The organism is Erwinia sp. ErVv1, assembly GCF_900068895.1.
Classification (GTDB): Bacteria; Pseudomonadota; Gammaproteobacteria; order Enterobacterales; family Enterobacteriaceae; genus Erwinia.
The window spans coordinates 2590-17962 of sequence record NZ_CDPK01000002.1 but is presented as its reverse complement, the minus strand read 5'-3'; the positions used below and the strand labels follow the sequence as shown (position 1 = coordinate 17962).

Genomic DNA, 15373 nt, shown 5'->3' with positions numbered 1-15373 from the left:
CCTCGTGTTTTGTATAAGGATTCGACACCTATATCAAAACCGGTAACTCTCAACCTTTCAAGGTCATATGTCAGATCAAGTCGCGACTAATACATTTGATTCGATATTTGATTCTTAACTTCATTCATAATCTCAAACAGACTTCCAGCCCTTTCGTCTCTAAATCTTTCTATTCTCTCATCATGTCCATGATAATTTGAAGAATGTTCAATAGCTTTGTCGAATTCACGCTCTAACACGTTTAAATCATCAATCAGCTTGGCTAGTTTTTCTTTAGTAGCATTCAGCTCAAAAATTTTACTATTCATTTAAATTTCTACATGAAATTAAATTATTCCTAAAAGAAAAATAAGGAATTGTAGCAAATGTTAGATGGTTAACTTATCACAGCCTTATATGATGGGAATACTCAGCCATCGTGAAATTAACAGAGTCGACAACTGAGGTATCCACTCTGCACACCTAACGGCGTGCATAAAAGCCAGTGGCAAATGCCCCGATGCGCCAGCTGATGCTGTTGGGGATGGTTGCACTGGATAGGAGACTGGCGTTATCAATGCTAACCATCGTGCTGGAATAGATAAGCAACGTAGCGAAAGCCAGGCGGTAAATCGTTGTCCCTTCTGCCAGACACTGGCTCTTTGCGTAAGACATTCGTTGTGCCGTAAACGAAAATTGACCATTAAGGCTCCACCGACATAGATTTCCCCGGCCCCAGCTTGAGCCTAAACTGTTAGTGCAATCCCGCAGTAAGCATCAGCCAACTGACTTTCGGTTTGTCTAAAACGGGTTTATATCAGTACAGCACGTGCACCGCGTTCAGTATTGTCAGTACTTGGCGAAAGAGAGCAAAACGGCTGAGCCTGCATACGTTCTGGAGCATCAAGGTCAAGAACGGGGGCATCCTGGCCGCTGTTACGAGCGGGGTGTGCTATGCCGGTATAAACGACGGCAAGAGCAAGTGCGCTAACGTAAACGGAAAGTACTGCCAGTCAGCAGAAAGGACGAATCAACATGAATAATTATTGAGTGATTAAGACACATAGGGCGCGTTCGGTTTTAAGCCAGTCCAAATATTTTGCTCATGCCGGGGGAAATTAAATTTCTTGAGTTTATTAGCCATCATCTGAATCATCTGGATGAGAAGAAAAGACATAGCTATCTGCTTAAGTAGTAGCATAGCGAAACCCCATTCATGTAATCTAGACGATCTTTACCTAAGTTATGTTGCATACAGCAATTAAAGAACTAAAAACGAGGAAAATCATAGATGAGCAAATGCTGGGAGCGAATGAGCATTAGCAAAGAAGATTACGATGAGCTTAGCTATAAACTTGAGCAAGCCATGACACAAATTACCCAAACTTTCTCCAGAGATACTCATGCATCTGAAGACAGTTTTTTCATTTCTTTCATGGCTGCCTTGAGTTTTACACTAATTACCTTTGGGGAACAATATTATTTAGAATTTAAAAGTTCTAAGACAAATCAGAATGGTAAAAATGCCCCTGAGAAAAAATATGGCTGCGATTTTGGGCTACGTGTAAATTTCAATGCTCAGTCAGTGAATCCATTTTCTAAAGCTATCATAGGGCAGGCAAAAAACAAGCCCAGAAGAGAGGTCGAAGGTGATAAAGGCGAGAAGGAAAGGCTGGTTCGACAATGCGAAGCAATGTCAGAAGTTACGAGTAATTATATAGTAACATTTCGCCCTTCTTCAGATGAAAGCATCCCTCTTGTTTACCTAGGCGATCAAAAAAATCAATCTTTTGAAGTAGAAGGAATAAGGTTTGATAAATATTTATTAGAATATGTATTACCTTGTTCACATGGTGAAAAAGATACAACAATCATGGGTTATATGATCTCATCGACCCATAAGGGCTGGAGCGACTACGTTAGAGTATTTGAAATTAATACAAATCTTCCGAAACCCAACCCAACGCCAGATTCAGCACCCGAACCCGATCCACAACCGAAAAAAAACCCTAGGAAACCCAAGAGATGAGATTAAATATGCAGTTAAGGGCCGCTCAGCGATGTTTCTGGGCTCCTGCCGTCCGCCCTGCGGCCTCTCTATTCACCGGCGGCACAAACCGCTGCCAGCGAATACGGAAGATGATTTAAACAACACCTAGCTCTATAACCCGATTAATTTTTTATGAGTCCCCTAATCATGAGTCACCATAGATTCATTAATCACCCGCAGAGCGGTTCAATAAGTGTGTTGCGTCCATTGGTTGAACTCACAGCCAGAAGCGGAAGTAGCGCATGAACTGTTATGGTAAATTTGAATGTCCGGCTTAATCACTTGAGGATAAGCAGAATGCTTCTGGAGAAGCTCAGATTGCTTGAGTGCAGCCTTCACGGCGACAGGCGCAATGATCCGGAGTGGCTGGAACTGATTCTTCATCCTGAATTCCGTGAAATCACCCGGTCAGGTGTGACGGTCGACCGGTCAGAGACCATTGCGTCGCTGCTAAGTGAAAAGGCTGCACCGTATATTCTCAGCAGCGATTTCCGTCTTACGGAGATGGACTGCGGTTACGCTCTGCTTCACTATCGGACGTTTTACGCTGATGGCAGCCATCATGCATTACGTTCCTCTTGCTGGATTTGTTCGGATGAGGGCCAGTCGACGCTGTTTTTTCACCAGGGAACGCCGGCTGCAGGCAATGCCGGGGTTCAGGGTTGAGTTGCACACTTAGGACAGAGAAAATGTGTTTATGCGGAAGATTATTGTTGTGCCATACGATGATAAATGGCCTGAGATGTTTGAAGCTGAAAGTTTACTGATAAAAACATTGCTCGGTGGAATGGCTAAGGATGTCCATCATATTGGAAGCACGTCAGTTCCTGGTCTCTCAGCAAAGCCCGTAATTGATATGCTACTTGAAGTTTCCGACATCAATGAACTGGATAAGTACCATTCAGCAATGGCCCACGCCGGGTATGTTGCTCGCGGTGAGAACGGGATTGCGGGGCGCAGATATTTCATTAGAGGTGGTGATCAGCGTAGTCATCAAGTCCATGCGTTTGCAGTCGGAGATATGCAGGTATTTAGACATCTTGCTTTCCGTGATTATCTTCGAAGAAACAGAGACATTGCAGAAGAGTATGCTGAGATAAAACATGCAGCTGTATTACTCAGCAAGAACGATGCTCATCGCTATAGTGCCCTCAAAGCGAAATTTATAGAGCGTCATCAACAACTAGCGCTAGCTGTCTGAGAACGATTGAGATTGAGTTCGGTGCCGTGAGGAGGTGTTTAATAACGATGAATTCACTGAGCAGTCATCAGTCAACGTCTGCTGTTCGCTCACAGCGGAACAAGGTTCGATCATTTGATGCTGACCTTCCTTAAGGAAGTTGACTGGCTCACTCTGCCTCGTATGCCTCGTAAAGGGGGTGTGAATAACCACGTGATAATTTCTATGTTTCTATCCGCCTTTCCGCGAGAGCATGTCTTGCTGCGCTTGATGCCCATTCATCAGATTGACCAAGGTGTTCAATCTCTGACTCTGCTATCGGCGTTACGCGGATCAGCGGAACGGAACCGAAAGGCAAATTATCAATCCGACGGCCATCACGGCTGAGGATGATTCGGGTCATTGGGTTATATTCGTCTGTAAGAGTGCAAAACAGGATTGCGCCATATTTTTCAACATCAGCAGCGACCTGATAGCCATCAGCAACGAGATCCCCCAAGCTGATTAATAGATGAGCCCAGTCATCAATCTGATGGCTGGTAATATCCGAAGCATCTAATTCCATGAAAAGTTCGCATCCTACGCCATTTTCCGGGTCTGCAATGCCGGCCCAGGGCGTCGAGAGGCCATCAGTGGCCAGCGTTAATTTGGTGCGGCTCTTAGTGCTGAGTACACGGCGATGCGGCCCGAACCATTTCGTCTGGTTGTGTATGTTTGCGTCACCTCGTTCAGCAGTAAAGCCATCAGACACGTCGCCATACATTTTCCAGAAAGCTCGCCTTGCTACAGCGGCAGCCGCATAAATCGGGTCTTGAGGATCGCGCGGCACAATGGTCTCATCGAATAGTGTGTCAACCGTAACGCGCCCCCTTATTAACGGTATTTTAGACCTTGTCCAGTGAACGATAACCTTATTAAAAGGCTGTATCCGTGATGCTTCGAGTTTCTCGACAACCTCCCGGACCTTCTCAAAGGAGTGGTTACCCCCTGCAACGTGACTCCCGTCTGCATACATGTAGCCTCCGGTTTGTGAGGAGACTCCAGCCTGTTCGGTGATAAAGAACCATTCTCCGTTCACAGCGCCAGCTGGTGCCTTGTCTAAGGCCGAGCGTAAATCCCTTGCCGCATCAGAGTTTGAATATGCTGTCATATCTGTCCTTTAGCTTCACGTCTTATGCATCATACTTAGTTTAACTTTTTCAAAATTATAGTATTAATTATCTTTCGGCCAGACAAACTGAAAAACGTCTACCGGGCTCAGCTCCCCTCTGCCTGCAGACTAGACCAGCCACTCAACTTTCTCTAATGACGCAGCACTTTACGTACACATTCCCGGCTTTGCGCGCATCAGTGCCAACGTCCGCTCCTAGCTCTTAACTGGCGGCCATACATGGTTGTGTGCTGTACGAGAAAGCCGTACGGCGATATGAGCTAATGCAGTTAATCACATGGAGTAACTACACATCAATCCCTCCTTGGGGTTGTCTTAATTCCACTGCAGGAACATGACTGTTCGGTGCTCGCCCTGTCTGCGCCTCGCCTCACTCATGTCCCTACAGCGTTACTGTTTTAAACGGCCCCTACACGCAAAGCCGCATTCCTTTGCAGTGCATTCCCCCTTCAAAGCTTATCCATCAAATAACGATGAGCTTTTGATGCCGCGCTGGCGGCCTTGAAAATATAGCGTTTGTCGTTCTTCAGTGCTTTCAGCCAGGCAGCAATATAACTTTCATGCTGAACCTCTCCAGCGATACCCAGATCCGCCACCAGGAACGCGCTTCCCAGTTCGGCTATCAACTCCTCAAACGCATACCCCTCACTGCCAAACTTCCCTTTCATTTCACGATTCAGCCGACTTTTCGCTCCACTCCAGTGAACCAGCTCATGCAGGCCCGTAGCGTAGAAATTGATAGCATCGCTAAAAAGACGACGTTCCGGTAAATGGATTTCGTCGGTTGATGGTGCGAAAAAGGCGTTCTGTCCCTTCTCAATGATGGTTGCACCACTGTTACGGAAAAGCGCTTCCGCACGCGGCAACGGCTCAAAAGTCTCTGCCGGGAAAACTGTTTCGTCACTCAAATGCAAACCATCAATTTGCTCAACATTAAATACGGTAAACGTCTTAAGCATCGGGATATAGTCAGTTTCTCCGTCGTCATTCTCCTTCTCCAGCGTGGTATAGAAAATAGCTCTTGTTCCGTGTTCTCCCTTCCGTACCTGCCCGCCTTCCGCTTTTGCCTGTTTGTAGGTCATCCAGCGCGAATCATTGAATCCCTGCTTTGATGCACTGCCCCATAACAACATGATATTTATTCCGCTGTAAGCCATACCGGTTGCGTAATTACACGGTAAACCGGATATACCGGGGGTACACTGCCACGGACACGCCTAGGGTTTAACATTGGCTTCCAATGCCACAATGATGCTGTCAGTGACGGTCTGATAAATATCAGTTTTGGCTTTGGTATTTGAAAAATTCGTTTTTGAGGAGCCTGACGGGTCCAGCGGGGATACGCTGGTCGCCGCTGCGATGTTAGGGGCGCTAGTCTGGGTATGCAGGGAAATCGTCATATTTTTTCTCCGTCAGTGGTGTGATTTTCGTCTTCGTATCGCCTGACGGTTCGCTTTCCCTGCATCGTTCCGGCACGCAAGGGCGCAGAATGCGTGCCATTTACCCTTGCGGGACAGGTTGTGTTGGGAAACGATTAATCGGAAGTAGATACGGGAACGGAAGGCACGTGGGAGAAAAAAAATGCCCCCTGCATAGTCGGGCGAAGTGCCCATTGCTGAGCTGTGGAGAAATGGGCTAGTAATTATCAGTTGGGGAATTTTGACAGCCGGAACCTTAACCCTCTTTACTTAACAGAAAATAAACACACCAATAACATGTTGATTTGTTTCTTTTAATCTTCTACTATCATAAAAACATGTATTGATTGCGGTGGCTATAGTCAAAATCATCCCAAGCATGTATATATAACAAATAGAATTATCGTTAATTCTCTATTTATCCTAACAATTTAAATTAACACATTGGAAAAATAATGAATTTAAATATTGATGAGCGATATGACTTCTTAATTGAAAAGTCCTTTGATAATACCAGAGGCATGATTAAATACAAATATATTGACAATATTAACATTCGGACATTAAATAAATGGATAGATAATTTCCAAAGTCGAGATGAAAAATATCTAAGTGCAGCCATGTTAAATTCTTTAATATTCAGGAATGAGGAATCAGTTAAATCTCTAGGTGCTGATATATTTCAAGTCATGTTACCACAAATCCTTGAACAAGAAGAAATATATAAAGCAAGCAATATAAAAGACTGGATGAAACTCCTGAATGGTCGCAATTGTAAAAGTATCCCGATTAGATTTACAGCCATTGATGATGTGGATAATAAAGCAGTTAAAAGTAGTAGTGTCATCCTGAATACATTGCAAAAATTATTTTTTGATAGCACTCTTGGAATCAACTCTCACAATATCACACGAATTCAAAACAACAATATAAAAGCTATCGTTTTGTTTGACGATATAATCGGAACAGGGTCACAATTCGAAAGCTTTTTCACCAAAAGAAAATTTCATGAAAGTGATATTAAATTTATTTACATACCGTTCTCAGCCATTAATAAAACATATCTAGATCTTCAAGGAAAATTTGATAACTTGGTAATAAAGCCAGTAGAAATAATAGATGAATCACATGGTTTTTTTACTAAGGAAAATAAAATGTTAAGGGCAGTAGAGGGACTCACAGAGGAAGACTTCAAAAAATTCTATCTTCATGTGTGTAAAAGTAAAGGCATCAGTCTCAATGGAAATCTTGGGTATGGTGGTTTTGAGTTAACCTATTTATTTTCAAAATCAACCCCCAACAACAATATTTCCATGATAATGCATAAAGATGAAAACTGGAACGAACTATTTAAGAGGTAAAAATGGCTAACATGTTAAGTTCCGTATTTGCCAAAAATCGTACAGAGGAGTTTCCTGATGACGTATATTCAAAGTACGTTCTCCCTATAAATAACCATGAAATTGATATTAGTGATGCCTCAAAGGCCTGCGTGATCGTGGGGGGGAGAGGGTCGGGAAAGACTATGTATTTAAAATACTACTGTTTCCCAACAATTCTGAGCCCAAATAGATCTGATATTGATTTAAAGATGTTGAATAACCTGGGGCTTTATTGGAGGCCTGATACATCATTTACGCAGCACATATCGCAAAATTGGCTAGGGCAATATTGGTCAAGTGCGTTTAACAGCTATATGACATTGTCTATACTCATAGAATACAATAAATTACTCCAGGCGTTGATTAATCACAATCAATTGTCAGAAAATTCCAAAATAGCGATTAAAAATATCGAAATCCCGGAAAGCATAATAAATCAATTATCCGCCAGAAGTGATAAGATATATTTGTTTGAAGCAAAAAAAATATTACAAAATTCATTATTCACACTATGTAACTGGATCAATTCGCCATTCACAGAAACACCTCCTTTCTCGCTAAATACAAAAGGAACTCTAAATCTTATTGCTAATGAGCTAAATACAGCTGTTAGTGAACTTGAAAAAATAACATATCATATATTCGTTGATGAATTTGAAAACCTTACAGAGCCTCAGCAAGTAATAATAAACACGTTAATGAAACATGGGGAAAAACAGTTAATATTTAGCATCGCTCATAAGAAAAACGCTATCATATCTCATGATACCTTAGGCAACGAAAAAATTGTTGAACGGAATGATTATAGAACAATTGATTTGGAAAGACATTATAATAATAATTTTGATGTATTTGCCGGTGAAGTATTGGCATTAAGACTAGAGGAATTTTTTGATCAGAAGCAGCTTAATCTTTTTGTTCGTAAAGAAGAAAATCTAGAATACAGACAAACACATGATTATTTGAAGGAAATAAGGAATCTTGCTGAAAGATTTTTGCCAAGCTTAACGTACAGCGAAATGGCTCATAACATCATTAGCGATAATTCATTATATGATAAACTATTAGCAATAATAGCTGATGGTTTGGCTTTACATAAAAAAACAGAAACATTGAAAGCAGAACAATTTATTGACATGAAATTTCCAGAAGCAAGTTTAGTTAATGCAGCCATATTAAACAGAAACAATACTTTGCCTCATTCTTTGCTAGAACAATTCATAGAATACAGAAGTGGGACTTCTAATAAATATCAACAGTGGATTCATAACTATTTGGTAGGGGTAATTCTTCTCATTTATAAGAAATCACCTGCAAAAGATTGTCCTTTTTATTCTGGTTACAAACAATACGTCTTACTCTCAAGAGGTAACATTAGGCATTTTTTAGAGTTATGTCATCAATCAGTATTGTTGAATGAACAATTTAATGCAAAAACTTCCTCAAAAAGACTTGATAAAATTCCCGTAACTATTCAATCTAGGGCAACAAAAAAAACAAGTGGGCTAGAATTAGAAAAAATATCTGATCTAGGTTCACATGGCTCTCATTTAAAAAAAATAGCCACAAGATTGGGGAAAATATATTCATATAGCCAAATAAGAAAAAGTCAAAGTGAAGTAGAAATTAATCATTTCTCATTGGATCTATCTGATGAGACAGAACTTAACGAAGATACTCGCACGTTACTTAATGAAGCAATCATCTGGTCTGTTCTTATCGAGGAGCATAGTACTAAACAAAAAAACCTAGAATCTTTAGAGATCAAGGACTATGTGCTACACCCAGTATTGTCCGCACACTTTGGAATAAGTTACAGAAAGAAGAAAAAATTAAAATTAACCAAAGAAAGTTTGACGATTATATTCACTGCGGATGATAATAAGTTTAATAGATTATTAAAAAATTTCATTATTAAATGGGATTTAGATGAGGAGCCTTTAGAAAATACAAATGATGTGGTAAAACAACTGGGGCTTTTATGATCACAATAAATAGAATAAGGCAAAACCCTACTATTGATTCATGTTGCACTGAAGAATATGATGCTTTCTCTTGTGGTAAAGCAATTGATGAAAGAACAATCACAGTTTTAAATCAAGTCAAAATCACACCAAATTATGCGATTACGTTTGACAAGACTAATTATTCAATAACGATAGGCTCTACGCAGTATAAAATATTCAGATTGCAAGAATTCTTCATTTCATCCGATATTAACAGAGTTTTAATTGATTCAACTTCACTAGGGTTCCCTGAGCTTCTATACCTATTGGATGCAATGAATAGGTCAGGCAAACATTTATATTGCACCATAATATATGTAGAACCTAAAGAATATGCAAAAGAAGTATCTACAGAAGGTGATGACGAATTTGTACTGAGTGACAAACGTTATCCATTTATTGCATTACCGGCTTTTGCTCTAGATAATCAATCTAATTCGGATGATAAAGCAACACTTGTATCTTTCCTGGGATTTGAAAACTCTAGGTTAGGTCATATTTTAGAGCATGATGATGGTGCAAGTTATAAACAACTATTGGCTCACCTCTCTATCCCGGCTTATAAAGCCGGATGGGAAAATATTTCATTAAAACGTCACATGAAATATTTTAATATGTTGAACTCAGAACTGATAACATATCCAGGTTCCAATCCCTATGCAGTTAATGAACTCCTTAATGATATTATATCTGAACATAATAAAATTGTTATAACCTCTTTAGGAACAAAGCCTACGGCCATTGGAATTTGTGTTTTCCTAATAAATAACATAGCAAAAAACAACGTGGATAATCAAATAGGGGCCATATACGACTTCCCAGAAAAATCGGCTAACCGAAGTAGAGGGATTGGGCAAATTTACTCGTATGAATTAGAGATATATAATTAGTCAAATTAGAAAAGTGAAGTAAAGTCCTAGTCAACACTTTGCTTCACTTTTCGAGATAAATTTCATATCCGATGTAAAATATTTTTTTAATTTAGTTCTAATATAGCTTTTGAAATTTTCCAAACTAATATGCTTAGCACACGTTCCTGTCGCATGGCACTCTAACCATTGAATCTTATCATTTTCCCATGCCTTGAAAATATAATCTCTCATGGCTGGGTCATTTATTCTCAAACAAAAAACGCAATCACTCAATATCGCGTTTGTGCCTGTATATAGAATACTTTTCCCAAGAACTCTACTTCCTACTCGTGCGATCAAAATGTCACCAAATTTAACCATACTCTCGTTTGCTAGAGGTTCTACGCTTTGATAATCTGATGGGTTGCTATATGATGAAGTATGGAAAAATGATTTTTTAGACATTCGACACTCTTTACCAGTTTTCTTTCCTCTAAAAAGATGGAAATAACTATCAACTATATCACTCTTAGGGATTAATTTTTCATTAACAAATTCCTTATGGCTTAATGAAATAGTAGTAAAACCCCTCACTAGAAATAATCTTTCAGATTTTGAAGGACCATTCTTCTTAATATGGTAAATGTGCGTTTTAGCTTCTGTTTTTTTAAACGATTTGTGATTGCATTCAATGATTTTTTTAATTTCGAAATTTGAAATTAAAAATGATCTTAGCCAAACAAAGGACTTTGACGAGTAAAATACATCGGGAAGAATTATAGCTAACTCTCCTCCTTTTTTTATTTTCATAATATTTAATATTAAGAAAACTAGTTCCGCCCTAATTTTTTTTGCATTAATAACCTTCGATGTCATATTTTTAATTAAAGACAACAAATAATCATTAACTTCAATAAATTTAAATGGTGGATTACATATAGCAACATCGAATGATTCACATGGCACAAGAGTAAAAAATTCTGGAGTGGTCGAATCCATAAAATAGCAAATAGCGTCAGGATGTTTATTGCTGAGAAACTCTACGTTTCTCGCATCAATATCTACAGCCGTTATTTTAATTTTTGGAAAACGTTTTAGTAGGGCATCGATTAGAGCCCCCTCTCCTGCACTTAACTCTAGGCAACTTTGCGGATACGACTGCTCAATCAAGGATGCAAGCATCTCACTGACATTGCTCTCTGTATAAAACTGTTTAAATTCAACCACTTATTTATAATTCTACTGTTTATTTAATCCTTGTGTTATCTTAACTAAATTACTGTATATAATCAAAGAGATTGTTTATGACTACAAACAATATTGAAAATATCCCAGATGACCTTGATAGTTTTGAGTTTGAGGAAAGGGCAGACTACCTTCCAGATGATGTCCTTGTGCGTTGGTCTCCAAATAATAGTCATTTTTACTCAGTACAAAAAAAACTAACGCAAGTTGGCGCTAAACTATTGGTTGGACCGAGAGGGTCAGGTAAAACACATTATATGCGACACGCTTATTTAGAATGTAGAGAGAATAAATCACTCCCTCTTCCACTATATGTGTCATTCAATCATTATCTACGTCTAGAAACATACATCCACGAAACTTCAAATGCTATAGAGATTTTTCACACATGGGTTCTTGCTAAAATAATAAATGCATGCCATGAGGATTATGATGTTTTTCCATTTAAAGATATCTCTATTGTTGATATTAAAAACTTCATTATAGATATCGAAAAACAGAATTATTTGCCAGAGCATAACAATATAATTACATCACTTAATATTGATATTGTTCAATCAATAATTGATACCTGTGCGAATACACAAGGTAGAAAGAGAGCCGTCCTATTTTTTGATGATGCCGCACTTACCTTAACAAAAGAATATATGGTAGAATTTTTCGATATTTTCAGGAGCATTAAAACCTCAAGAATATCACCTAAAGCATCAGTATATCCAGGAACTACACAATATGGCCCGAGATTTCATTTAGGTCAAGATGCTGAACCTGTATTAATATGGCAAGACGTCGAACAAAGTGAATACATTGATTTCATGTATGCACTCGTCAAGGAAAGATTCAATAATCAAGTAGTTGAAGATAACCATATAAATAGACTTCTTATTTATGCATCATTCGGAATACCAAGAGCTTACATTAACTTAATAAGAGCTTATTCTGAGTCAAAGTCTAAAACTAAACAGGCAAAATTTAATCATGTTATTGAAGACAGATGCAAGTATACTTATGACGAGTATATTTCAATTATTGATAAATTACCGCAATATGGGCAGTATATTAAATCCGGCTGGCACATTTTCAATAAAATATTAATGGATTTGAAGGCAATTAATTATGAAAACATCCAAAAGGATAAGGTTAATTATAAAAAAACAGTTTCAGTCGGCATTGAAGATATGGATTCTGACAAAATAGAAAGAATAATTAGTTTCTTAATTGAGGCAGGTCTCCTTTATGAGCACACCAGCACCTCTCATGGCCGTGAGCGAAAATTACGCCGTTTTACACCACATTATGCTTTCCTTATAAAGGAAAAAACGTTTTCTATTAGCCGAGGATTTAGCGCAACAAGATTGGTTGAAATATTAACATCTCGTTCTGAAAAACACCCTCTGCGAAGATCTGTATTTTCGTTATTGTCTAAAGAAAATTTTGAAAAAATATCGTTAACATTACCTAACTGCTCTCACTGTGGTGAAAAACGGTTATCTGACAATCAGAAATTCTGTCACAAGTGCGGTAAAGAACTTATAGATGAATCATCTTTTCGTTTGTGTATGAAGAAAAACTTACTTGAACTACCTTTAACAAAATTTCAAAAGTTAGTAATTCAGCAAACTAATTTCAAAACAGTAGAGGATGTTATTTCATCTAAAAATACCGCGGCAGAATTTATGAAAGTCAGACAGGTAGCTCAGAAAAGAGCTGCTGCGTTAGAATTTAAAGTTCGTTCTTGGGTTAACGAATTTTTAGCTTAAATGGCAGAAAAATCATGAGTAACAATAAGTTTTCATATAATATCTCTGGGCAAAAAGTCACTCCAAACATTAACACAATCAATTTTTTTGATCAAAATTATCAAGAGCCTCAATCCTCTGCTATAGATATTTACAGTAGTAAAAAAAATATTCATATCAGATTACTGGGTGAACCTAGTGAATCAGATGAATGGAAATTACTTGTAAATCTTATCATGCTGGGATTTATATCATTAGTAGAAAGCTATTGTCGTTGTATAATACGTAGAGTGTTAATTGTTGATAAACAAGCAAGATCATTTAGTTTCAAAAATAATGTTAGCTATGCTGCGGCTGTTTATCACGAAAAAAGCATTTTACCAGAAGCTTTATTAGAAGATGCGACATTTATTTCTGAGTCAAATATACTGGAAACCATTAAGACATTTACTGGATTACGTATTGATAGACAAAAATCACCATCAGTAATATCAGCTTTACAGAAGTATGAACAAGTATGCCAACTGAGGCACTGTATAGTTCATCGTTCAGGTTTATTAGGTACAAAAAATGCTTTAAAACTCGGACTTGAACAACATTATACTTTTCTAGAAAAACCAATCATCATTAGTTATGATGCAATACAATCTATTGTTTCAGTATGTGATAACGTTGTAAAAGAATTAAATGATGAAATTTTCAATCTCCTCCTTGATGGAATTGCTCAGCAATTTGAATGGACTGGAGATCTTAGAAAAGATAAAAAAACATTCTCAAAGTATTTTGATGTATTTTACTCTTCAAGCGCAAATGCTGATAAACAATCTGAATTAAAAAAATGTTATCGTTCTTTTTGCAATCATTATGGATTTTAGATATTCCTCCCTCTATATGCCAAAACATAAATGAGGGAGGGGCTGAAAAATAATATCGCACATACCATTTCATGGCTATTTGCACGATGTGTGTTTTTGCTAAAAATACACATCGTGATATTCTTAATATCAATAGGTTAAGGATTTTTTATGAGCACAGTTAAGTTTATCTATTAATTTATTTCCATATATGCGGAATGATGTCGATAATATTGAGAGTCGATAACTTTAGCCTGCAATCGTTATGTTATTTATATAGACGCATTCACGTTCATTTATGGTGGTCACTTTGGTGGTCTTGACAAGAGCCGAATTCAGGTTTAGCTTTTTATTCAGCCAGTTATTGGCAAAGGCGATCCCAGTCAGAGAAGCCAAATTAAAGAAGCCCGCTCAGGGAAACCTGAGCGGGCTTCTTGCTTTCTATCAATTGGTTAACCCTTCTCTGGACTGCCCTCAGACCGTAACGGTGTTCACTGGAAGATTATCTGAAGCCAGAGTTGTACTGTTGCTGTTTGATGGGCTTAGAGCCCCATTCAGAGAAGATAATGAGGAATTAATCGACTGCCCCATCTTCCCTGTTGCGACGCTCAGTTGCTGCCTGCCAGCGTAAAAGTGGCAGATACTAGTAAAGCTGTAATCGTTTATTCATTTTAAAACTGGGTAGGATCAAAAAACTCACTGCACTGAGATTTTCATTCAGAAAAGTTAGTGATGTTGTTTTCCCTGGTGTCGGCAAAGTCATTAACGTGCAGTCGGACGAACCCAACTGATTTTATCTTTGGTTTTAAATTTCAGAATCATCAATGGGCCAGGCATTAAAGCGAGCAAAGTAATCACCAACACTGGCGTGGATTTGGTGAGACAGGCCATGAAAAATCCTGCAGAAATGCCAACTATCGTTCCAACGGCTACCAGCCCCTTCATGGTCTGCTGACTGACGTAGCCTTCTATCCTTTCAGCACCCCTGCACACTGACACATGCTCCTGCACTTCTGTACCGCAAAATGCACATTCTGACATACTCTTTTCCTCGCCAGATTAACTATAATCTATTGATAGAATTAACCTTAACAAAGCGGCTGTCATATCGTTTTCACCGATCAAATTCACAACAAATCATAACTAACGACTATCAATACTAATTTATCAATCGTTTTATACGATTGAGCGCCGATCAACTCCCGACTTTTAATCGATAAACTCTATCAATATACAATTACTTATCGATTCTGTAGATCAATAAGTTAATGAAATGTGAGATTAATTGACTGATTTTTCACTTCGAAAGCAGGCATCTGCTAAATCAGCCTGTTTCTGAACAGGCACTTATCTCAGAACACGTACCTTCCATAAGTAAATGAAACCTCTTTATAGCAAGCTGTCTGCCCCTGTGGCACACTTAACCCTTTCTGAAGCATACGGAACCTGCTTAATGTCTGAAAATCTCCCTCTCTGCGTTTTTACTGAAGGCCGCATC

General features: G+C 38.5%; 13 protein-coding genes and 1 pseudogene. 8 read left to right on the top strand and 6 right to left on the bottom strand.

The window, feature by feature from the left end:
* Positions 1 to 86 precede the first annotated feature (86 nt).
* On the bottom strand, positions 87 to 308 hold the full coding sequence (locus tag A1830_RS01600; RefSeq protein ID WP_067700785.1) for a hypothetical protein: 222 nt from the start codon (positions 306 to 308) through the stop codon (positions 87 to 89).
* Positions 309 to 462: 154 nt separating this feature from the next.
* On the bottom strand, positions 463 to 654 hold the full coding sequence (locus tag A1830_RS01595) for a hypothetical protein (RefSeq protein ID WP_067700782.1): 192 nt from the start codon (positions 652 to 654) through the stop codon (positions 463 to 465).
* Between the two features lie 616 nt (positions 655 to 1270).
* Between A1830_RS01595 and A1830_RS01590 the strand changes: the two genes are divergently transcribed.
* From A1830_RS01590 to A1830_RS01580, 3 genes are all read left to right on the top strand, one after another.
* Positions 1271 to 2008 (top strand): hypothetical protein, encoded by a 738-nt coding sequence (locus tag A1830_RS01590; RefSeq protein WP_067700779.1) that lies wholly within the window; start codon positions 1271 to 1273, stop codon positions 2006 to 2008.
* A gap of 318 nt (positions 2009 to 2326) precedes the next feature.
* On the top strand, positions 2327 to 2695 hold the full coding sequence (locus A1830_RS01585; RefSeq protein WP_067700776.1) for a nuclear transport factor 2 family protein: 369 nt from the start codon (positions 2327 to 2329) through the stop codon (positions 2693 to 2695).
* Between the two features lie 31 nt (positions 2696 to 2726).
* The gene (locus A1830_RS01580) at positions 2727 to 3230 is read left to right on the top strand and encodes a GrpB family protein (protein ID WP_067700773.1); all 504 of its coding nucleotides are present in this window, start codon (positions 2727 to 2729) and stop codon (positions 3228 to 3230) included.
* A 202-nt stretch (positions 3231 to 3432) separates the two neighbouring features.
* Here A1830_RS01580 and A1830_RS01575 read toward each other — a convergent pair whose 3' ends face one another.
* The gene (locus tag A1830_RS01575; RefSeq protein ID WP_067700770.1) at positions 3433 to 4359 is read right to left on the bottom strand and encodes a hypothetical protein; all 927 of its coding nucleotides are present in this window, start codon (positions 4357 to 4359) and stop codon (positions 3433 to 3435) included.
* A 470-nt stretch (positions 4360 to 4829) separates the two neighbouring features.
* A pseudogene (locus tag A1830_RS01570) lies at positions 4830 to 5780 on the bottom strand (ArdC family protein).
* Positions 5781 to 6253: 473 nt separating this feature from the next.
* Between A1830_RS01570 and A1830_RS01565 the strand changes: the two are divergent.
* The 3 genes from A1830_RS01565 to A1830_RS01555 are packed head-to-tail and all read left to right on the top strand — an operon-like array spanning position 6254 to position 10076.
* Entirely contained in the window at positions 6254 to 7159 is a 906-nt protein-coding gene (locus tag A1830_RS01565) for a phosphoribosyltransferase-like protein (protein WP_067700767.1), read from the top strand.
* 2 nt (positions 7160 to 7161) lie between these two features.
* Positions 7162 to 9165, top strand: coding sequence for an ORC-CDC6 family AAA ATPase (locus tag A1830_RS01560; protein WP_156484917.1), 2004 nt, complete (start codon positions 7162 to 7164; stop codon positions 9163 to 9165).
* Positions 9162 to 10076 carry a hypothetical protein gene (locus A1830_RS01555; protein ID WP_067700763.1) on the top strand — a complete coding sequence of 305 codons (915 nt, stop codon included), beginning with the start codon at positions 9162 to 9164 and terminating at the stop codon, positions 10074 to 10076. Before A1830_RS01560 ends, A1830_RS01555 begins: the two co-directional genes overlap by 4 nt.
* A gap of 30 nt (positions 10077 to 10106) precedes the next feature.
* Here the strand turns inward: A1830_RS01555 and A1830_RS01550 are convergent, their stop codons facing one another.
* The gene (locus A1830_RS01550) at positions 10107 to 11264 is read right to left on the bottom strand and encodes an N-6 DNA methylase (RefSeq protein WP_067700760.1); all 1158 of its coding nucleotides are present in this window, start codon (positions 11262 to 11264) and stop codon (positions 10107 to 10109) included.
* Between the two features lie 77 nt (positions 11265 to 11341).
* On the opposite strand from A1830_RS01550, the gene A1830_RS01545 reads away from it, so the two are divergent.
* Both A1830_RS01545 and A1830_RS22450 read left to right on the top strand, forming a co-directional pair.
* The gene (locus tag A1830_RS01545) at positions 11342 to 13042 is read left to right on the top strand and encodes a zinc ribbon domain-containing protein (RefSeq protein WP_067700757.1); all 1701 of its coding nucleotides are present in this window, start codon (positions 11342 to 11344) and stop codon (positions 13040 to 13042) included.
* A gap of 14 nt (positions 13043 to 13056) precedes the next feature.
* A complete protein-coding gene (locus tag A1830_RS22450) occupies positions 13057 to 13896 on the top strand; it encodes a hypothetical protein (RefSeq protein ID WP_156484916.1) in 840 nt (279 codons plus the stop codon).
* Positions 13897 to 14637: 741 nt separating this feature from the next.
* Here the strand turns inward: A1830_RS22450 and A1830_RS01540 are convergent.
* Complete coding sequence (locus A1830_RS01540) at positions 14638 to 14916, bottom strand: hypothetical protein (RefSeq protein ID WP_067700754.1); 279 nt, start codon at positions 14914 to 14916, stop codon at positions 14638 to 14640.
* Positions 14917 to 15373 lie beyond the last annotated feature (457 nt).